Annotated in this window: 18 protein-coding genes; 11 read left to right on the forward strand and 7 right to left on the reverse strand. The window is 67.1% G+C overall.

Going from position 1 to position 19267, the window contains the following annotated elements; all coding sequences use genetic code 11:
* The first annotated feature begins 2 nt into the window (after nt 1-2).
* The 5 genes from araH to BAMB_RS02700 all read left to right on the forward strand — a co-directional run bounded on the left by araH (nt 3) and on the right by BAMB_RS02700 (nt 5135).
* On the forward strand, nt 3-1019 hold the full coding sequence (gene araH / locus BAMB_RS02680; RefSeq protein WP_011655936.1) for an L-arabinose ABC transporter permease AraH: 1017 nt from the start codon (nt 3-5) through the stop codon (nt 1017-1019).
* 23 nt (nt 1020-1042) lie between these two features.
* The gene (locus BAMB_RS02685) at nt 1043-1858 is read left to right on the forward strand and encodes an SDR family NAD(P)-dependent oxidoreductase (RefSeq protein ID WP_011655937.1); all 816 of its coding nucleotides are present in this window, start codon (nt 1043-1045) and stop codon (nt 1856-1858) included.
* Nucleotides 1859-1938: 80 nt separating this feature from the next.
* Nucleotides 1939-3000 carry an aldose 1-epimerase gene (locus BAMB_RS02690; RefSeq protein WP_011655938.1) on the forward strand — a complete coding sequence of 354 codons (1062 nt, stop codon included), beginning with the start codon at nt 1939-1941 and terminating at the stop codon, nt 2998-3000.
* 39 nt (nt 3001-3039) lie between these two features.
* Nucleotides 3040-3867, forward strand: a complete 828-nt coding sequence (gene pyrF / locus BAMB_RS02695; protein ID WP_011655939.1) for an orotidine-5'-phosphate decarboxylase — start codon at nt 3040-3042, stop codon at nt 3865-3867.
* A gap of 209 nt (nt 3868-4076) precedes the next feature.
* Nucleotides 4077-5135: an HAD family hydrolase gene (locus BAMB_RS02700; RefSeq protein ID WP_011655940.1), complete on the forward strand. Its 1059-nt coding sequence runs from the start codon at nt 4077-4079 to the stop codon at nt 5133-5135.
* A gap of 64 nt (nt 5136-5199) precedes the next feature.
* On the opposite strand, the gene BAMB_RS02705 is transcribed toward BAMB_RS02700, so the two are convergent.
* From BAMB_RS02705 to thiL, 3 genes are read right to left on the reverse strand one after another with little or no spacing between them, the layout of a single operon-like run.
* Nucleotides 5200-5700: a CinA family protein gene (locus tag BAMB_RS02705; RefSeq protein ID WP_041491085.1), complete on the reverse strand. Its 501-nt coding sequence runs from the start codon at nt 5698-5700 to the stop codon at nt 5200-5202.
* A gap of 32 nt (nt 5701-5732) precedes the next feature.
* Nucleotides 5733-6278 carry a phosphatidylglycerophosphatase A family protein gene (locus BAMB_RS02710; RefSeq protein ID WP_011655942.1) on the reverse strand — a complete coding sequence of 182 codons (546 nt, stop codon included), beginning with the start codon at nt 6276-6278 and terminating at the stop codon, nt 5733-5735.
* The gene (gene thiL, locus BAMB_RS02715; protein WP_011655943.1) at nt 6268-7266 is read right to left on the reverse strand and encodes a thiamine-phosphate kinase; all 999 of its coding nucleotides are present in this window, start codon (nt 7264-7266) and stop codon (nt 6268-6270) included. The genes BAMB_RS02710 and thiL overlap by 11 nt, the downstream gene beginning before the upstream one ends.
* A gap of 137 nt (nt 7267-7403) precedes the next feature.
* Here thiL and BAMB_RS02725 point away from each other — a divergent pair, with 137 nt between their 5' ends.
* The 3 genes from BAMB_RS02725 (at nt 7404) to BAMB_RS02735 (ending at nt 11135) form a co-directional block, all read left to right on the forward strand.
* A complete protein-coding gene (locus tag BAMB_RS02725; RefSeq protein ID WP_041491086.1) occupies nt 7404-9746 on the forward strand; it encodes an NADP-dependent malic enzyme in 2343 nt (780 codons plus the stop codon).
* Nucleotides 9747-10123: 377 nt separating this feature from the next.
* Nucleotides 10124-10555: a ribonuclease gene (locus tag BAMB_RS02730; protein WP_011655945.1), complete on the forward strand. Its 432-nt coding sequence runs from the start codon at nt 10124-10126 to the stop codon at nt 10553-10555.
* A 16-nt stretch (nt 10556-10571) separates the two neighbouring features.
* Entirely contained in the window at nt 10572-11135 is a 564-nt protein-coding gene (locus tag BAMB_RS02735) for a barstar family protein (protein ID WP_006753300.1), read from the forward strand.
* A gap of 97 nt (nt 11136-11232) precedes the next feature.
* Here the strand turns inward: BAMB_RS02735 and BAMB_RS02740 are convergent, their stop codons facing one another.
* The 3 genes from BAMB_RS02740 to speE form a co-directional block, all read right to left on the reverse strand.
* Nucleotides 11233-12000, reverse strand: a complete 768-nt coding sequence (locus BAMB_RS02740; RefSeq protein WP_011655946.1) for a 16S rRNA (uracil(1498)-N(3))-methyltransferase — start codon at nt 11998-12000, stop codon at nt 11233-11235.
* 17 nt (nt 12001-12017) lie between these two features.
* On the reverse strand, nt 12018-12434 hold the full coding sequence (locus BAMB_RS02745; protein ID WP_011655947.1) for a VOC family protein: 417 nt from the start codon (nt 12432-12434) through the stop codon (nt 12018-12020).
* A gap of 193 nt (nt 12435-12627) precedes the next feature.
* The gene (gene speE / locus BAMB_RS02750) at nt 12628-13485 is read right to left on the reverse strand and encodes a polyamine aminopropyltransferase (protein ID WP_011655948.1); all 858 of its coding nucleotides are present in this window, start codon (nt 13483-13485) and stop codon (nt 12628-12630) included.
* Between the two features lie 216 nt (nt 13486-13701).
* Here speE and tkt point away from each other — a divergent pair, with 216 nt between their 5' ends.
* Together tkt and gap are read left to right on the forward strand one after the other, a co-directional pair.
* Nucleotides 13702-15774: a transketolase gene (tkt, locus tag BAMB_RS02755; RefSeq protein ID WP_011655949.1), complete on the forward strand. Its 2073-nt coding sequence runs from the start codon at nt 13702-13704 to the stop codon at nt 15772-15774.
* Between the two features lie 88 nt (nt 15775-15862).
* Nucleotides 15863-16873, forward strand: coding sequence for a type I glyceraldehyde-3-phosphate dehydrogenase (gap, locus tag BAMB_RS02760; protein ID WP_011655950.1), 1011 nt, complete (start codon nt 15863-15865; stop codon nt 16871-16873).
* Nucleotides 16874-16951: 78 nt separating this feature from the next.
* Here the strand turns inward: gap and BAMB_RS02765 are convergent, their stop codons facing one another.
* Nucleotides 16952-17671, reverse strand: a complete 720-nt coding sequence (locus tag BAMB_RS02765) for a FadR/GntR family transcriptional regulator (protein ID WP_011655951.1) — start codon at nt 17669-17671, stop codon at nt 16952-16954.
* 245 nt (nt 17672-17916) lie between these two features.
* Between BAMB_RS02765 and BAMB_RS02770 the strand changes: the two genes are divergently transcribed.
* The gene (locus tag BAMB_RS02770; RefSeq protein ID WP_011655952.1) at nt 17917-19239 is read left to right on the forward strand and encodes a C4-dicarboxylate transporter DctA; all 1323 of its coding nucleotides are present in this window, start codon (nt 17917-17919) and stop codon (nt 19237-19239) included.
* Nucleotides 19240-19267: the final 28 nt, after the last annotated feature.

Consider the following 19267-nt stretch of genomic DNA (forward strand, 5'->3'; position numbering starts at 1 on the left):
CCATGCAAGTCCGGGAAAACCTCGCCAGCGCAGCCGTGAAGCCGTCGGCCGACGCGCTGGTTCCACAGCAGAGCGACCGCCAGAAGTGGTGGCAGCACCTCACCGAATACAGCCTGATCGCGATCTTCGCGGTGATGTTCGTCACGATGTCGCTGACGGTCGATCACTTCTTTTCGATCGACAACATGCTCGGCCTCGCGCTGTCGATCTCGCAGATCGGGATGGTCGCGTGCACGATGATGTTCTGTCTGGCCTCGCGCGACTTCGACCTGTCGATCGGCTCGACCGTCGCGTTCTCCGGCGTGCTGTGCGCGATGGTGCTGAACGCGACCGACAACACGTTCGTCGCGATCATCGCGGCGGTCGCGGCCGGTGCGGCGATCGGGTTCGTGAACGGCGCGGTGATCGCATACCTGCGCATCAACGCGCTGATCACGACGCTCGCGACGATGGAAATCGTGCGCGGGCTCGGCTTCATCGTGTCGAAGGGGCAGGCGGTCGGCGTGTCGTCGGACACGTTCATCGCGCTCGGCGGGCTGTCGCTGTTCGGTGTATCGCTGCCGATCTGGGTCACGCTCCTGTGCTTCATCGTGTTCGGCGTGCTGCTGAACCAGACCGTGTACGGCCGCAATACGCTCGCGATCGGCGGCAACCCGGAGGCGTCGCGCCTGGCGGGGATCAACGTCGAACGCACGCGCGTCTATATCTTCCTGATCCAGGGCGCGGTGACGGCGCTCGCCGGGGTTATCCTCGCGTCGCGCATCACGTCGGGCCAGCCGAACGCCGCGCAGGGCTTCGAGCTGAACGTGATCTCCGCCTGCGTGCTCGGCGGCGTGTCGCTGATGGGCGGCCGCGCGACGATCTCGGGCGTCGTGATCGGCGTGCTGATCATGGGCACCGTCGAGAACGTGATGAACCTGATGAACATCGACGCGTTCTACCAGTACCTGGTGCGCGGCGCGATCCTGCTCGCGGCCGTGCTGCTCGACCAGCTGAAGAACCGCGGCGTACGCGACTGACCGATTCCACGGAGACGATTCGCATGACCATCGAAACTTCCGCGCAGGATCCGCGCGCCGCGAGCGACGCGCGCTATGCGCGCTACCCGAGCCTCGCGGATCGCGCGGTGCTGATCACGGGCGGTGCGACCGGGATCGGCGCGGCGTTCGTCGAGCACTTCGCGCGGCAGGGCGCGCGCGTCGCGTTCGTCGATCTCGACGCGCAGGCGGGCCAGGCGCTCGCGGAGAGCCTCGCGCAGATGCCGGAGGTACGCCACGCGCCGCTGTTCCTGCCGTGCGACCTGACCGACATCGACGCGCTGCGCCATGCGATCGACGCGATCCGCGCGCGGATCGGCGCGATCGCGGTGCTCGTGAACAACGCGGCGAACGACACGCGCCACGCGATCGCCGACGTGACACCCGCGTCGTTCGACGCGGGCATCGCGGTGAACCTGCGCCACCAGTTCTTCGCCGCGCAGGCGGTGATCGACGACATGAAGCAGCGCGGCGGCGGCGCGATCATCAATCTCGGCTCGATCAGCTGGATGCTGAAGAACGGCGGCTATCCCGTCTACGTGATGGCGAAGGCGGCCGTGCAGGGGCTCACGCGCGGGCTCGCGCGCGATCTCGGCCCGTTCGGGATCCGCGTGAATTCGCTGGTGCCCGGCTGGGTGATGACCGACAAGCAGCGCAAGCTCTGGCTCGACGACGCGGGCCGCGCGGCGATCAAGGCGGGCCAGTGCATCGACGCCGAGCTGCTGCCTGATGATCTCGCGCGCATGGCGCTGTTTCTCGCGGCCGACGACAGCCGGATGATCACCGCGCAGGACGTGGTGGTCGACGGCGGCTGGGCCTGATTGTAGGTATGGGTGCTGGGGTTCGCTCGGCACCGTGCGACGACCCGTATCGTTTCATCGACGAAGGAAAGGAGTTCACCATGACCGCCACGTCCTCGCGCACCTTGTCGTCCACGAGCCAGTCGCGCCGCGCGCGCCTGGCTGCCGCCGCGCAGCCGGTCAGCGCCGGCCCGCAGACCGCCGCGTTCGCGCAGGGCGTCGGCGCCGCGCATGCGGCGGCCGTCACGCTGTCGAACGCGGCGCTGCGGCTCGACGTGCTGCCGCACCTCGGCGGCGGCATCGCGCGCTTCGACTGGCGCGGCGACCACGGCGCGCTGGTGCCGGTGTTCCGCCGCTGCGAGCATCCGGAAACGGCCACGGACCCGAACGAACTCGCGTGCTATCCGCTGCTGCCGTATTCGAACCGGATCGGCAACGGCCGCTTCGAATGCGACGGGCGCAGCGTCGCGGTGCCGCGTAATCGTCGCGACGAGCCGCTGCCGATTCACGGCGACGGCTGGCTCGCGCCGTGGCAGGTGGACGACGCGACCGACACGACGCTGCAGCTGTCGCTCGATCGCGCGAGCGGTGCGCCGTATGCGTTTCGCGCGATCCAGTCGTTCGCGCTCGACGACACGACGCTGGCGATCGCACTGACGATCGAGAATGCGGGACGCGCGCGGCTGCCGTTCGGTCTCGGCGTGCATCCGTTCCTGGTGCGCGACGACGTGACCGAGCTTGCCGCGGCCGCGGGCGGGCTGTGGCTGTCGGGCGCCGATTTCCTGCCGGTGCGGCACGTGAGCGTGCCGCCGGCCTGGCAGTTCGGCGTCGCGTATCCGTTGCCGGCGACGCTCGTCAATCACGCGTTCACCGGCTGGGGCGGCCACGCGGCGGTGAGCTGGCCGCGCCGCGGGCTGTCGCTGACGGTGGCGGCCGACGCCGATGCGTACGTGCTGTATACGCCGCCCGGCGAGGATTTCTTCTGTTTCGAACCCGTCGATCATCCGATCAACGCGGTGAATTTGCCCGGGGGTGCCGCCGCGCACGGCATGACGCTGCTCGCGCCGGGCGAGCGGCTCACGCGGCGTTTCGCGTTCACCGTCGAGCGCGCCGATGCACGCGTCGATGCGGCCGCGCGCGAAGGGCGCCGGCGACGCGGGTAAAATACGCGGTCTACCAACGGTTTGCCGCGAGTATCCGCCATGTCTTCCCCGCTTACTTTCATCGAATCGCTGCGCGCCGCGTGGCAGCGCACGAATTCGCTGCTGTGCGTCGGCCTCGATCCCGAGCCGTCGCGCTTTCCCGTGCAGTTCGACGGCCAGCCCGACGCGATCTTCGAATTCTGCCGGCAGATCGTCGACGCGACCGCGCCGTATGCGAGCGCGTTCAAGCCGCAGATCGCGTACTTCGCCGCGCATCGCGCCGAAGACCAGCTCGAGCGCCTGATCGCGCACATCCATCTCCAGCATCCGGGCCTGCCCGTGATTCTCGACGCGAAGCGCGGCGACATCGGCAGCACCGCCGAGCAGTACGCGCGCGAGGCGTTCGAGCGCTATCGCGCGGACGCCGTCACCGTGAACCCGTACATGGGCTACGACTCGGTCGAGCCGTACTTCGAGCATGAAGGCAAGGGCGTGATCGTGCTGTGCCGCACGTCGAACCCGGGTGGCTCGGATCTTCAGTTCCTCGACACGAACGGCCGGCCGCTGTACCAGGTCGTGGCCGATCTCGCGGCGAACAAGTGGAACGCGAAGAACGGCCAGCTCGGCCTCGTGGTGGGCGCAACGTTCCCGAACGAAATCGAGATCGTGCGGGGGATCGTCGGCGACATGCCGCTGCTGATTCCCGGCATTGGCGCGCAGGGCGGCGATGTGGAGGCCACCGTCAACGCGGGCCGCACGGCCGACGGCACCGGGATGATGATCAACTCGTCGCGCGCGATCCTGTACGCGAGCAAGGGCGAGGATTTCGCCGAAGCCGCGGCGCTTGCCGCGCAGAAGACGCGCGACACGATCAACGCGCATCGCTGACATACCGGCCGCCCGTCCGGGCGGCCTTTCACCGCCGCGCCCGCATTCGCGGGCCGCGCGCGTGCCTCCCGCGCCTGCCGCATTGGCGCACGCGAGCAATTTCCCGTCGCTTTCCCACCGCATGCCCGCGCCGCAATCGCGCGATGCTGCCGGGGATCAGGCCCTCGTCATCGATTTGTCACCACACTGTCACGAAAGGGAGCGACGTCATGCCCAAGCTGTCCCGCCGTATTCTGAGCGCGCTTGCCGCGTCGTTGTGCATGTCGTTCGCCCACGCGGCGGACCTGTCGCACTGGCCGGCGGACAGCGCGAAGGCGCTGAACGCGATGATCGCCGCCCATGCGAATCGCGGCGACTACGCGGTGTTCGACGCCGACAACACGACCTACCGCTACGACCTCGAGGAATCGCTGCTGCCGTATCTCGAGAACCGCGGCGTGCTCACGCGCGACTCGCTCGATCCGTCGCTGAAGCTGATCCCGTTCAAGGATTCCGCCGACTACAAGGAATCGCTGACGAGCTACTACTACCGGCTTTGCGAGATCGACGACCTGGTCTGCTACCCGTGGATCGCGCAGGCGTTCGCGGGGCTGTCGCTCGCGGACCTGAAGCGCCACGTCGACGCGATGCTCGCCGACGGCAAGCCGGTGCCGATTCGCTACTGGCAGGGCGACAAGGTCGTCGACGGCGCCGCGAATCCGCCGCGCTTCTTCCGCGGGATGCAGGAGCTATACAACGCGCTGCGCGAGAACGGGATCGAGGTCTACGTGATGACCGCCGCGCACGAGGAACTCGCGCGGCTCGTGCTGTCCGATCCGAAATACGGCTACAACGTGAAGCCGCAGAACGTGATCGGCGTGACGACACTGCTGCGCAACCCGGCGACGGGCGCGCTGACGACGTCGCGGCTGCAGATCAAGGCCGGCAAGTACGACGAGGCCGCGAACCGCAGCCTCGTGATCACGCCGTTCCTGATGAACCCGATGACGTGGTACGAAGGCAAGCTCGGCTCGATCGTCGGCTGGATCGACCAGTGGAAGAAGCCGGTGCTCGTCGCGGGCGACACGCCGACGTCCGACGGCTACATGCTGCTGAATGCGACCGACGTCGCGCGCGGCGGCGTGCGCGTCTGGGTCAACAAGAAGGACAAGCAGATGGCGCAGATCCGCGCGTGGTCGGACGAATCGGCCGCGAAGCAGAAAGCGCTCGGCCTGCCGGTGACGGCGGACAAGAACTGGATCGTCGTGAAGCCCGACGCGATCCAGTAAGCGGGGAGGGGCGCAGGCCGCCCCTGCCGGTGCGGCGGCAAATCAGCCTGGGTTCAGCCTTTGATCAGCCTTCGCGCTCGTCGAGCAGCTTCAGCAGCCCGCGCAGCGCATGCACGGCGGCCTGCGTGCGAATCTGCTCGCGGTCGCCCTTGAACACGCGCGTCTCGACGTCGGTATGCAGCCGGTTGCTCCATGCGAACGACACGGTGCCGACCGGCTTTTTCTCGCTGCCGCCCGCCGGGCCGGCGATGCCGGTCACGGACAGCGCGACCTGCGCGCGGCTGTTGCGCAGCGCGCCTTCGGCCATCGCGCGCGCGACCGGCTCGCTGACGGCGCCATGTTTGTCGATCAGGTCGGGCGGCACGCCGATCATCTCGATCTTGGCCTGGTTCGAATACGTGACGAAGCCGCGCTCGAACCACTGGCTGCTGCCGGAGATGTCGGTGATCGCCGCGGCGATCATGCCGCCCGTGCAGGATTCGGCGGTGGCGAGCGACAGGTGCTCGTCACGCAGCTTGTTGCCTGCGCGGATCGCAAGCTGGTGGACGACGGAATCGGTTGGCATGCGCGTCGGGAAACGGGAGTCGGGAACAACGGTCAGCTGACGGCGGAGCGCCACAGGGCGATCACGAGCAGCGTCATGAACGCGGCGATCAGGTCGTCGACCATGATGCCGAGCCCGCCTTTCACGCGACGATCGAAATAGCGGATCGGCGGCGGCTTGAGCATGTCGAAGAAGCGGAACACGACGAACGCCCACAGCTGACCGATGAAGGTCGCGGGCGTGACGAACAGCATCACGAGCCAGATCGCGACGATTTCGTCCCAGACGACGGCGCCCGGATCGGTCGTGCCCATCCTGCGTGCGGTGAAGCCGGTGATCCACGTGCCGGCGACGAACCCGACCGCGATCAGCGCCCACCATTCGGGCACCGTCAGGTAGCCGTTCAGCACGACGAACGTCAGCCAACCGAACAGCGAGCCGAACGTGCCGGGCATGAACGGCGCGAGCCCGCTGCCGAAGCCGAGCGACACGATGTGCGCCGGGTGCGACAGCATGAAGCGCACGGTGGCGCGCTGCGGCGCGTTCCGGGCGGCGCCGGGCGCGGCCGCGTTCGGTGCGGTCGTCGGGTCAGTCTGCATGGAAGTGGTCGAAACCGTGCAACGTGAGAGTCAGGGGCGTGCCGGCGGCGTCGCGCCACGCGATCGCGGGCTGCTCCGACGGCGAGGACAACGCGTGTATTGTACCGACTCGCGTGACCCGAACGCCGCTGCTTGCACCCGCCGCCTCCACCGCCGCGCGGGCCGCGGCCGGTGCCGTGAAGCACAGTTCGTAGTCGTCGCCGCCGGCCAGCGTGCAGCGTCGCTGCACGTCGGGCGGCAGCGTCGCGAGCGCGGACGAGCGCGGCACCGCGTCGGCGTCGATGTCGGCGCGCACGTTCGAGCGGGTCAGGATGTGCTGAAGGTCGCCGGCGAGGCCGTCCGAGATGTCGAGCGCCGCGTGCGCGACGCCCGCGAGTGCCATCCCGAGCGCGATGCGCGGCTCGGGGCGCTCGAGCGCCTGCCGGAACGCGGCGGCTTCGGCCGCGCCGGCGCTCCATTCGCCGCGCGCGAGGCCGAGCCCCGCGCGGGCGTCGCCGAGCGTGCCGGACACCCACACATCGTCGCCGTCCCGCGCGGCATCGCGCCGCAGCGCCGCATCCGGCGCGACTTCACCGAACACGGTCACGCACAGGTTCAGCGGCCCGCTCGTCGTGTCGCCGCCGATCAGCTCGCAGCCGAACCGTTCGGCGAGCGCGAACAGCCCGTTGCTGAACGCCTCGAGCCACGCGGCGTCGGCGCGCGGCAGCGCGCACGCGAGCGTGAACGCGCGCGGCTCGGCGCCCATCGCCGCGAGATCCGACAGGTTGACCGCGAGCGTCTTGTGGCCGAGCGCGTCGGGCGCGACATCGGCAAAGAAATGGCGGCCTTCGACCAGCATGTCCGTCGAAATGGCCAGCAATTTTCCGGATCGCGGTGCGATCAGCGCGCAATCGTCACCGATGCCGAGGGTCGACGCACGTGCGCCGCGGGCCGCGCGGCGCGCGAAGAAGCGATCGATCAGCGAAAACTCGGACAAGGCGGCTGGCACGGCGGACGGACCCGGAAAGCGGTGAAAGGAACGGCATTGTACGCAGCGAACGGCGCCGTTCCTGCACCGTTCAGACCATTTTTGTCGCGGCTGTCGCACCCGAATCGCCGGTCTGGCGGCCTTGGATTGGCGCTACAATGCCGTCGAACAGTTATTCTAATCCGCCCGCCAAGAGACACATGTCGACCCAAGCCTCCTCCAAAGCCAAGCTCCGCGAAGCCGCTCTCGATTATCACGAATTCCCGACTCCCGGGAAGATCGCGATCGCCCCGACCAAGCAGATGATCAACCAGCGCGACCTCGCGCTCGCGTATTCGCCGGGCGTCGCGTATGCGTGCGAGGAGATCGTCGAGAACCCGCTGAACGCCGCGCGCTTCACCGCGCGCAGCAACCTGGTCGGCGTGGTCACGAACGGCACCGCGGTGCTCGGGCTCGGCAACATCGGCCCGCTCGCGTCGAAGCCGGTGATGGAAGGCAAGGCCGTCCTGTTCAAGAAGTTCGCCGGCATCGACGTGTTCGACATCGAACTGAACGAGTCGGACCCGCACAAGCTGGTCGACGTGATCGCCGCGCTGGAGCCGACCTTCGGCGGGATCAACCTGGAAGACATCAAGGCGCCGGACTGCTTCATCGTCGAGCGCGAAGCGCGCAAGCGGATGAAGATCCCGGTGTTCCACGACGACCAGCACGGCACCGCGATCGTCGTGGCCGCGGCCGTCACGAACGGCCTGAAGGTCGTCGGCAAGGACATCAAGAAGGTGAAGCTCGTCGCGTCGGGCGCCGGCGCGGCCGCGCTCGCGTGTCTGGACCTGCTCGTCGACATCGGGCTGCCGATCGAGAACATCCTGGTGACCGACCTGGCCGGCGTGGTCTACAAGGGACGCACCGAGCTGATGGATCCGGACAAGGAGCGTTTCGCGCGCGAAACCGAAGCCCGCACGCTGGCCGAGGTGATCGAAGGCGCGGACATCTTCCTCGGCCTGTCGGCCGCGGGCGTGCTGAAGCAGGAGATGGTGAAGGGCATGGCCGAGCGCCCGCTGATCCTCGCGCTCGCGAACCCGACGCCGGAAATCCTGCCGGAACTGGCGCTCGAAGTGCGCCCCGACGCCGTGCTGGCCACCGGCCGCACCGACTATCCGAACCAGGTCAACAACGTCCTGTGCTTCCCGTTCATCTTCCGCGGCGCGCTCGACGTCGGCGCGACGACGATCACGCGTGAAATGGAGATCGCGGCCGTCAACGCGATCGCCGAGCTCGCGCAGCAGGAGCAGAGCGACATCGTCGCGACCGCGTACGGCATTCAGGACCTGTCGTTCGGGCCCGACTACCTGATTCCGAAGCCGTTCGATCCGCGCCTGATCGTCAAGATCGCGCCGGCCGTCGCGCAGGCCGCGATGGACGGCGGCGTCGCGACGCGCCCGATCGAGGACATGGAAGCGTACCGCGTTCACCTGCAGCAGTTCGTGTATCACAGCGGCACGACGATGAAGCCGATCTTCCAGATCGCGCGCGCCGCGCCGGCAGAGAAAAAGCGCGTGGTGTTCGCGGAAGGCGAGGAAGAGCGCGTGTTGCGCGCCGTTCAGATCATCGTCGACGAGAAGCTCGCGACGCCGATCCTGATCGGCCGCCCGTCGGTGATCGAGCACCGTATCCAGCGCTACGGCCTGCGCCTCACGCCGGGCACCGACTTCACGGTCGTCAACACCGAGCACGACGAACGCTACCGCGACTTCTGGCAGACGTACTACAAGATGATGTCGCGCAAGGGCATCAGCGAGCAGCTGGCCCGCGTGGAAATGCGCCGCCGCACGACGCTGATCGGCTCGATGCTGGTGAAGAAGGGCGAAGCGGACGGGATGATCTGCGGCACGATCAGCACGACGCACCGCCACCTGCACTTCATCGACCAGGTGATCGGCAAGCGCCCGGGCTGCAGCGTGTACGCGGCGATGAACGGCCTCGTGCTGCCGGGTCGCCAGATTTTCCTGGTCGATACGCACGTGAACGTCGATCCGACGCCGGAGGAACTCGCCGAGATCACGATCATGGCTGCGGAAGAAGTGCGCCGGTTCGGCATCGAGCCGAAGGTCGCGCTGGTGTCGCACTCGAATTTCGGCACGAGCAACGCCCCTTCGGCGAAGAAGATGCGCGATACGCTCGCGATCCTGCAGGAACGCGCGCCGGAGCTGAAGGTCGACGGCGAAATGCACGGCGACGTGGCGCTCGACGCGGCGCTGCGCAAGGAAATCCTGCCGGAATCGACGCTCGAAGGCGACGCGAACCTGCTGATCCTGCCGAACATCGACGCCGCGAACATCGCGTACAACCTGCTGAAGACGGCCGCCGGCAACAACATCGCGATCGGGCCGATCCTGCTCGGCGCGGCGCAGCCGGTGCACGTGCTGACCGAATCGGCGACGGTTCGCCGCATCGTCAACATGGCGGCGCTGCTGGTCGCCGACGTGAACGCCGCACGCTGAGCCGGAACGAACGCGCGGCGCCGGTCAACCGGTGCCGTGCGTCGGGCGAAATTGTAAACAAAAGCAAAAAGAGGCGTGCCCGCAAGGGGCACGCCGTCAGGTAGGGCGCAAACGCGCTTCCTATAAGCAACAGCAGCATCTCTCCACTCCGGGTAGCGAGCGCGGCAAGGAGGCAGGGTCTTGCCATGCGAGAGATGCCGCGCGTATTTTATCCTATGTAAGATAAATGCAGTCTTATTTCGGTAAAAAATGCGCGATTTCGGGCGGCGTCAGGCTTTCGATTCCCAAACGAACATTGATTCGCAAGGACAATAGCGCTACGCTAACGCCTTTGGTTGGTCGTCAACTACTTGATTTAACAGCGGGAACCCTGGTTCATGGCACGCAAGTGGCTCCGCAACGGCGCGCTGGCGTCCGTCTTCGCGATGTTCGCGATGGGTATCGTCGGTACACCGACGGGCAGTCTGGTTTCCGCCGCTTACGCACGGCAGGCCGTTTCGGCCGACCTGGCCGTCGGCGGGGTCGATACGATCCCGACCGCCCGTCTGCCGCGCGAGGCCGTGACCACGCTTGGCCTGATCGGCACCGGTGGCCCCTATCCGTACGAGAAAGACGGCGTCGTCTTCGGCAACCGCGAGCGGATCCTGCCTAAGGCGAAGCGCGGCTACTACCACGAGTACACGGTGCCGACGCCGCGCGCACGCAATCGCGGCGCGCGCCGCATCGTCTGTGGCGGGCCGTTGCGCCGGATCGACAACTGTTATTACACGGACGACCACTACAACAGTTTTAAACGTATTGTTGAATGACTTCGGGATGAATGGCATGAGCGACTCCATCTACGCGCACGACACGGCGGGGGCGGAACTGTTCGCGGCCGGCGACGGCAATCTGTTCCAGCGCGTGATGCAACTACACGCGGTGGCGCAGGCTGGCGGCGCGTCGGAGCAACAGGAAGCCGAGCCCGGGCTTTCATCGAACGAGGAGCCTATGAGCCTTTTCACGACCGTGCGACCCAACCTCGTGCAGTCGATCCGCGCGTTCCGCGTGCAGGATCTCGCCGACGAAGCCAGCCGGCTCGGCCAGCATTTCCTGTACGCGTATTGCGGCGCAGCGCAGTCGAAGCAGGAGGTGATGGAGACGATCGCGACGTCGTTCCTGTTTCCGAAGCATTTCGGGAAGAACTACGACGCGCTGTACGACTGCCTGACCGACCTCGTCGCGAAGGCCGGCGCGCAGCCCGGTTTCGTGATCGTCCTCGAAGGGCTGCCGATCGCGCAGAAATTCGACAAGGAAGGGCGCGAGACGCTGCTCGACGTGTTCCGCGAAGCCGCCGAGTTCTGGGCCGAGCGCAAGGTCGCGTTCCGCGTGTTCTATTCGTTCGCGTAAGCACGTATCCATCGGCCGCGCACCTGCGGTCGATTTGCCGAAAAGCCCGCGTCGAGCGGGCTTTTTTGCGTCCGCGCGAGGCGGCACCTCCCGCCCGTTACCACCCGCCCCAGCGTGCCGCGAGCGCCGCGAGCACGGCCGCGCCGGCCGTCTCGGTGCGCAGCACGCGTGGCCCGAGCGACAACGCGGTGAACCCGTGCGCGCGGGCCACGTTTTCTTCGTCCGGCGACAGTCCGCCTTCCGGCCCGATCAGCAGCGTGACGGCTGCCGCGGGCGGCGCGTCGGGCAGCGACGCGAACGGAATGCTCGCGCGCGGCGACAGCAGCAGCCGCAGCTCGCCGTCGGCCGGCGCGGCCGGCAGCGTATCGAGCCACGCGCCGAAGCCGCGTACCGGCGCGACGTCGGGCACACGGTTGCGTCCGCACTGTTCGCACGATGCGCGCACGACACCGCGCCAGTGCGCGACGCGCTTGTCCGCGCGTTCGCCCGACAGTTTCACGACGCCGCGCGCGGTCGTCAGCGGCACGACCGCCGCGACGCCGAGCTCGACGGCTTTCTCGATGACCCAGTCCATCTTGTCGCCGCCGGCGATGCCCTGCGCGAGCGTCACGCGATACGGCGGCTCCGCCTCGGCCGGGTCGAACGCCTCGATCTGCGCGAGCGCGTTGCGCTTGTCGATCTCGACGAGCCGCGCGCGGTACTGGCCGCCGCTGCCGTCGAACAGTGCGAGCGTGTCGCCGGGCTGCAGCCGCAGCACCTGCGCGTGACGCGCGACCTCGGCCGGCAGCGTGAGCGTCGCATCGGCGCGCAGCGCCGCTTCGACGAAGAAACGCGGCAAGGCCGCGGTGGTGGTGGCTTCACTCATGTTTGGCGCGGCTCCGTTCATGCGCTCAGGCGGCAACCGAGCGCCCACCGGTAGCCGTTGAGATCCTCGACCTGCGCGAAGCGGTCGCCCCAGAACTGGTCCTGCGGTGCGGTCAGCGACTTCGCACCCGCGTCGAGCGCGCGCTGCCAGGTCGTGTCGACGTCGTCGACATACAGATAGAACGATTGCGGGGCGGTTGCGTCCGCACTCTTCGGCGTGAGCGCGGTCGAGCCGAATGCGCCTTCGGGCGCGAACATCACGATCATCTGCCCGCGGTAGGTCATCTCGACGTGCATGATCGCGCCGTCCTCGTCGTGGACGTCGCGTAGCTCGAAGCCGAATGCGGCTTTGAAGAATTCGATGGCCGCCTGCGCATTGCGCACGGCCAGATAGGGTGTCAACCAAGGCACGTTGGCCGGACGTGGATCGGTCATGAAAATCTCCTGTCGAACGGTGTTGGCGCTTGAGCGGCTACGCCGGTCCCATGCTTTGCGGTCCAATGGGTATGGGCGCCCGGGCCCCCGGTCCCGCGCCATGTCGCGGATACCGACGCAGGCCCTGAGCGTCGCAGGCCTAGCGCGGTAAAACGCGCGATCAACCTGCGAAACGATGCGTTCGCCCGTCAGCTCAGCGGCGAACGCCCAGTGTATCGCGCAGCGCGCACGGCAGGGCAAAGAGGGCCGCATGAAGTCGCGCATCGTAGTAGCGCAATCCCTGCACGCGGCGTGCGGCGAGGCGTTCGTCGACGTCGTGCGCGAACAGCGCGGCCGCATCGAGCGTATCGCTCGCGATCGCCATCAGCCATTGGGAGCCGTAAAGCGGCACATGCGCGGACAGCGGATCGACGAACGCGAAGCTCGCGCGCAGGTCGTCGAGCAGCGCCGCGATGCGCGCCGCGTGGAACACCGGCGAGCCGAGGTGCATCGAGATCGCGCCGCGCGGCGTGAGGATCCGCTTGAGCTGCGCGTAGAACTCGCGCGTATAGAGGCCGGCCGCGGGCGAATCGGGCGGCGTGAGGTCGAACACGACCAGATCGAAATGCTCGATGGTCGACGTGACGAAATGCGCGGCGTCGCCGATCACGACCTCGACGCGCGGGTCGTCGAGTGCGCCCTGGTGCACGTCGTCGAGATAGCGGCGCGCCATGCCGACCACTTCGTCGTCGAGCTCCGCGACGACGACCCGCTCGATGCACGCGTGCTTGAGCAACTGGCGCGCGGCGCCGCCGTCGCCGCCGCCGAGCACGAGCGCCTTCTTCGGGCACGGATGCGCGAGTGCGGCCGGGTGCGTCATGCACTCGTGATACACGAATTCGTCGCCGACCGACGTCATCGGCCGGCCGTCCAGCGTAAACAGGCGGCCGAGCTGCGGCGTTTCCCAGACTTCGATGCGCTGGTGCGGCGACGCGACGTGCGCGAGCCGGCGTGCGTTGGGGAAGCCGTAGGCGGCGTCGGGGGTGGGATGGAAGAGGAGAGTCGTGCTCACGGGTGGGCCGCCGGGGGCGGGGAGTTCCGACGCCTGAATTATAGGAGGCGCGCGGTTGTACGGAAAAGCGTGCCGGAACACCGCGTATCGACAAGGGAAATGTCGGCCCATCTGTTAAAATGACGAGCTTTGCAGCCCCGTCCGTAGGCTCCGTCCGCTTCGCGTCCGTCAGGCGCCGCACCGCGCGCCGGGAACGATTGACGCTCGAGCTTCCGGATGCCGCCGTGCCCCCGTTTCCTCGACTCGTTCTCCGGACTCGACATGACGACTTCGTCTCCCGCCTCTACCACTCTGATGGCCAACGCGATCCGTGCGCTCGCGATGGACGCCGTCCAGCAAGCGAACTCCGGCCACCCCGGCATGCCGATGGGCATGGCCGAAATCGGCGTTGCACTCTGGTCGCGCCACCTGAAGCACAACCCGACGAACCCGCACTGGGCAGACCGCGACCGTTTCGTGCTGTCGAACGGCCATGGCTCGATGCTGCTGTACTCGCTGCTGCACCTGACCGGCTACGACCTGCCGATCGAAGAGCTGAAGAACTTCCGCCAACTGCACTCGAAGACGCCGGGCCACCCGGAATATGGCATCACGCCGGGCGTCGAGACGACCACCGGCCCGCTCGGCCAGGGTCTCGCGAACGCGGTCGGCATGGCGCTGGGCGAAGCGTTGATGGCCGACGAGTTCAACCGTGACGGCGCGAAGATCGTCGATCACCACACGTACGTGTTCCTCGGCGACGGCTGCCTGATGGAAGGCATCTCGCACGAAGCCTGCTCGCTCGCGGGCACGCTGAAGCTGAACAAGCTGATCGCGCTGTACGACGACAACGGCATCTCGATCGACGGCGACGTCGTCAACTGGTTCCACGACGACACGCCGAAGCGCTTCGAGGCATACGGCTGGAACGTGATCCCGAACGTGAACGGCCACGACGTCGACGCGGTCGACGCGGCCATCGCGAAGGCGAAGCTGTCGGACAAGCCGACGATGATCTGCTGCAAGACGGTGATCGGCAAGGGCGCGGCGACCAAGGCCGGCGGCCACGACGTGCACGGCGCGGCGCTCGGCGCGGAAGAAATCGCGAAGACGCGCGAAGCGCTCGGCTGGAAGTGGGAGCCGTTCGTGATTCCGCAGGAAGTCTATGCGGCCTGGGACGCGAAGGAAGCCGGCAAGCGTGCCGAGACCGAATGGGATGCGACGTTAGCGCAATATCGCGAGAAATTCCCCGCGCAAGCCGCTGAATTCGAGCGCCGGATGGCCAACCAGCTGCCGGCCGACTGGGCCGAGAAGGCCGCGGCGATCATCGCCGGCGCGAACGAGCGCGCCGAGACGGTCGCGACCCGCAAGGCTTCGCAGCAGGCCATCGAAGGGCTCGCCGCCGCACTGCCGGAACTGCTCGGCGGCTCGGCCGACCTGACCGGCTCGAACCTGACCAACTGGAAGGCATCGAAGGCGGTGCGCGCGAATCCGGAAGGCGCGGGCGTGCTGCTCGGCAACCACATCAACTACGGCGTGCGCGAATTCGGCATGAGCGCCGCGCTCAACGGCCTCGCGCTGCACGGCGGCCACAAGCCGTTCGGCGGCACGTTCCTGACGTTCTCCGACTACAGCCGCAACGCGCTGCGCGTCGCGGCGCTGATGAAGGTCCCGACGATCTTCGTGTTCACGCACGATTCGATCGGCCTCGGCGAAGACGGCCCGACGCACCAGTCGATCGAGCACGTGTCGAGCCTGCGCCTGATCCCGAACCTCGACGTGTGGCGTCCGGCCGACACGGTCGAGACGGCCGTCGCATGGACTCACGCGGTTGCCGCCGACCGTCCGTCGAGCCTGATCTTCAGCCGTCAGAACCTCGCGTTCAACCCGCGTACCGATGCGCAGATCGCGAACATCGAGAAGGGCGGCTACGTGCTGAAGGACTGGGACGAAGAGATCGTCGCGCGCAAGATCATCCTGATCGCGACGGGCTCGGAAGTCGAGCTCGCGATGAAGGCCGTCGAGCCGCTCGCGCAGCAGGGCATCGCGGCCCGCGTCGTGTCGATGCCGTCGACCAACGTGTTCGATCGCCAGGACGCCGAATACCGCGAACGCGTGCTGCCGCACGGCGTGCGCCGCGTCGCGATCGAAGCGGGCGTGACGAGCTTCTGGCACAAGTATGTCGGCCTCGAAGGCGGCGTCGTCGGGATCGACACGTTCGGCGAATCGGCACCGGCCGGCGTGCTGTTCAAGTACTTCGGCTTCACCGTCGAGCACGTCGTCGAGACCGCGAAGGCCGTGCTGGCCTAAAAGCATACGCGACGCGCGCCACCCGTCGCGCGCGTCGCACCGTGAAGCTGCACGTAACTAATTTTTTTCAGCCATCAGGAGATAGACCATGACGATCCGCGTCGCAATCAACGGCTACGGCCGCATCGGCCGCAACACGCTGCGCGCGTTTTATGAAAACGGCAAGAAGCACGATCTCGAGATCGTCGCGATCAACGACCTGGGCGACGCGAAGACCAACGCGCACCTGACCCAGTACGACACCGCGCACGGCAAGTTCCCGGGCGACGTGTCGGTCGACGGCGACTACCTCGTCGTGAACGGCGACAAGATCCGCGTGCTGGCCAACCGCAATCCGGCAGAACTGCCGTGGGGCGAGCTCGGCGTCGACGTCGTGATGGAATGCACGGGCTTCTTCACGACGAAGGAAAAGGCGAGCGCGCACCTGAAGGGCGGCGCGAAGAAGGTGATCATCTCGGCGCCGGGCGGCAAGGACGTCGACGCAACGATCGTCTACGGCGTGAACCACGACGTGCTGAAGGCCGAGCACACCGTCATCTCGAACGCATCGTGCACGACGAACTGCCTCGCGCCGCTCGTCAAGCCGCTGAACGACCGCATCGGCCTCGAAACCGGCCTGATGACGACGATCCACGCTTACACGAACGACCAGGTGCTGACGGACGTCTATCACGAAGACCTGCGTCGCGCGCGTTCGGCCACCCACAGCCAGATCCCGACGAAGACGGGCGCTGCGTCGGCCGTCGGCCTCGTGCTGCCGGAACTGAACGGCAAGCTCGACGGCTACGCGATCCGCGTCCCGACGATCAACGTGTCGATCGTCGACCTGTCGTTCATCGCGAAGCGTGACACGACGGTCGAGGAAGTCAACGCGATCATGAAGGAAGCATCGGAAGGCGGGCTGAAGGGCATCCTCGGCTACAACGACGCGCCGCTGGTGTCGATCGACTTCAACCACAACCCGGCTTCGTCGACGTTCGACGCGACGCTGACCAAGGTGTCGGGCCGCCTCGTCAAGGTGTCGAGCTGGTACGACAACGAGTGGGGTTTCTCGAACCGCATGCTGGATACGGCAGTCGCGTTCGCGAACGCGAAGTAATCCCGCACGTTGCGCAGCCGCCGCATGGCGGCCTGCGCGGCGAACGAGCCCGGCCCGGTTTTTCCGGCCGGGCTTTTTTTATTTCACGGGAAGAGCCGCGACGGTGCCGGCGGACGGCGTCGGGAAGAAGATGCCCGCGCGCTGCGCGGCGTTCGCGATGTGCGTCTCGATCGCGAGGCCGGCCGCGGCCGCATCGCGGGCGATCAGCGCGTCGAGGATCGCGCGGTGCTCGTGCCACGTCGACAGCAGCAGCTCGCGCCGGTAGAACGGCATGCGCTGGCTTTCCTTCATGATGTCCGCGCTGCTGCGCAACACCGACTCGATCGCCGCGTTGCCGGCGAGATGGATGATCCGCATGTGGAAGTCGAAGTCGAGCCGCGACGCTTCGTCCAGCTCGCTGTCGGTGAGCGCGACGTGGAGGTCGGCGAGGTTGTCCTCGAACCAGGCGATGTCGTCGTCGCTGACGACGTGCGCGGCCATGCGCGCGGCGAATCCTTCGAGCGCATAGCGCATCTGGTACGTGTCGGGCGGCGACGACTGCTCGGCGAACTGCCACGGATGGGCGGCGCTCGCCTGCGCGCTTTCGACATAGACGCCCTTGCCGGCGCGGATGCGCAGCATCCCGAGCGCCTCGAGCGTGGAGAGCGCCTCGCGCAGCGACGCACGGCTGATCTCCAGCTCCTCGGAGAGCTGGCGCTGGGCCGGCAGCAGGCTGCCGACCGGATAGACGCCTGCCTCGATCCGGTCGCGGATCGTCGCGATGGCGGCGTCGGTCACGGTGTGCGGAACGTTTTTCATGATGTGAGCGTTTGGCCGGTCTGACCGGCATTGTAATCCGCACGCGTGCGGTGCATCGGCGCCCTACGGGTAAGCCACGATCCGCCCCTGTTTGGTGCGCCGGAAATTCGGGGCGATGGGGGCGGGAAATCCCTATTTTGATCGTCCTTGACGCCACTATATCGGCTTCCTACTATCCACCATAACATCACTGGTCTTACCAGTATGAACAGACGAAACTGCAACCGTTGGATCGGGAGAGCGCCGTGTCGAAATTCCTCAATTCGCTGTTTGGCCGGGTAGTCGTCGCATTGATACTGGGGGTCGCGCTCGGCGCGTTTTTCCCGCATTTCGCCGAGTCGCTGCGACCGCTCGGCGACGGCTTCCTGAAGCTCATCAAGATGGTCATCGGCCCGATCGTGTTCTGCGTCGTGGTGAGCGGGATGGCCAATGCGGGCGACCTGAAGAAGGTCGGCCGGGTCGGCCTGAAGGCCGTCATCTACTTCGAGGTGATGACCACGCTCGCGCTCGGCATCGGGCTCGTCCTCGCGTGGCTCACGCGCCCGGGCGTCGGGATGAACATCGACCTGCGCTCGCTCGATGCAGCGTCGCTCTCGTCGTACGCGAAGAACGCCGAAAGCCTGAAGGACACGGCCGGCTACCTGATGAAGATCATCCCCGAGACCGCGATCGACGCGTTCGCGAAGGGCGACATCCTGCAGATCCTCGTGTTCGCGGTGCTGTTCGGCTCCGCGCTGTCGCTGCTCGGCGACAAGGCGCAGCGCGTGAACAGCCTGATCGAGGAACTGTCGCACGTGTTCTTCCGCATCATCGGCTTCATCATCAAGCTCGCGCCGCTCGGTGTGCTCGGTGCGATCGCGTTCACGACCGGCAAGTACGGCGTCTCGTCGCTCAAGCAGCTCGGCTACCTCGTCGCGGTGTTCTACCTGAGCTGCATCGTGTTCGTCACGGTCGTGCTCGGCGTGGTGATGCGGCTCGCGGGCTTCTCGGTGTTCAAGCTGATCCGCTACCTGCGCGAGGAACTGTCGATCGTGCTCGGCACGGCGTCGTCGGACGCGGTGCTGCCGCAGGTGATGAGCAAGCTCGAATACATGGGCATCAAGGATTCGACGGTCGGCCTCGTGATCCCGACCGGCTATTCGTTCAACCTCGACGGCTTCTCGATCTACCTGACGCTCGCCGTGCTGTTCATCGCGCAGGCCACCAACACGCCGCTGTCCACGCATGACCTGATCGTCGTGCTGCTCGTGTCGCTCGTCACGTCGAAGGGCGCGCACGGGATTCCGGGTTCGGCGATCGTGATTCTCGCGGCGACGCTGTCGGCGATTCCCGCGATTCCGGTGCTCGGCCTCGTGCTGATCCTGCCGGTCGACTGGTTCGTCGGCATCGCCCGCGCGCTGACCAACCTGATCGGCAACTGCGTCGCGACGGTGGTCGTCGCGGTGTGGGAGAACGACATCGACCGGGCCCGCGCGACGCGCGTGCTGAACCGCGAGCTGCGCTACGTGGCGGTCGACGCGCAGGGCAGCAGCGCACCGGTCGCCGGCGACCAGGCTCACGCGCTCTGAGCATCACGCGCGCGCAGCGGCTTTCCCG

Origin of the sequence: Burkholderia ambifaria AMMD (assembly GCF_000203915.1) — a bacterium.
GTDB lineage: Bacteria > Pseudomonadota > Gammaproteobacteria > Burkholderiales > Burkholderiaceae > Burkholderia > Burkholderia ambifaria.

Excerpts from the sequence above, each read along its gene's own strand:
- BAMB_RS02730 (WP_011655945.1), top strand. The coding sequence starts at position 10,124 with ATGGCACGCAAGTGGCTCCGCAACGGCGCGCTGGCGTCCGTCTTCGCG.
- BAMB_RS02735 (WP_006753300.1), top strand. The coding sequence starts at position 10,572 with ATGAGCGACTCCATCTACGCGCACGACACGGCGGGGGCGGAACTGTTC.
- BAMB_RS02705 (WP_041491085.1), bottom strand. The coding sequence starts at position 5,700 with ATGCCAACCGATTCCGTCGTCCACCAGCTTGCGATCCGCGCAGGCAAC.
- BAMB_RS02685 (WP_011655937.1), top strand. The coding sequence starts at position 1,043 with ATGACCATCGAAACTTCCGCGCAGGATCCGCGCGCCGCGAGCGACGCG.
- tkt (WP_011655949.1), top strand. The coding sequence starts at position 13,702 with ATGCCGCCGTGCCCCCGTTTCCTCGACTCGTTCTCCGGACTCGACATG.
- BAMB_RS02765 (WP_011655951.1), bottom strand. The coding sequence starts at position 17,671 with ATGAAAAACGTTCCGCACACCGTGACCGACGCCGCCATCGCGACGATC.
- BAMB_RS02745 (WP_011655947.1), bottom strand. The coding sequence starts at position 12,434 with ATGACCGATCCACGTCCGGCCAACGTGCCTTGGTTGACACCCTATCTG.
- pyrF (WP_011655939.1), top strand. The coding sequence starts at position 3,040 with ATGTCTTCCCCGCTTACTTTCATCGAATCGCTGCGCGCCGCGTGGCAG.
- BAMB_RS02725 (WP_041491086.1), top strand. The coding sequence starts at position 7,404 with ATGCCGTCGAACAGTTATTCTAATCCGCCCGCCAAGAGACACATGTCG.
- BAMB_RS02690 (WP_011655938.1), top strand. The coding sequence starts at position 1,939 with ATGACCGCCACGTCCTCGCGCACCTTGTCGTCCACGAGCCAGTCGCGC.
- araH (WP_011655936.1), top strand. The coding sequence starts at position 3 with ATGCAAGTCCGGGAAAACCTCGCCAGCGCAGCCGTGAAGCCGTCGGCC.
- BAMB_RS02700 (WP_011655940.1), top strand. The coding sequence starts at position 4,077 with ATGCCCAAGCTGTCCCGCCGTATTCTGAGCGCGCTTGCCGCGTCGTTG.
- gap (WP_011655950.1), top strand. The coding sequence starts at position 15,863 with ATGACGATCCGCGTCGCAATCAACGGCTACGGCCGCATCGGCCGCAAC.
- BAMB_RS02710 (WP_011655942.1), bottom strand. The coding sequence starts at position 6,278 with ATGCAGACTGACCCGACGACCGCACCGAACGCGGCCGCGCCCGGCGCC.
- BAMB_RS02740 (WP_011655946.1), bottom strand. The coding sequence starts at position 12,000 with ATGAGTGAAGCCACCACCACCGCGGCCTTGCCGCGTTTCTTCGTCGAA.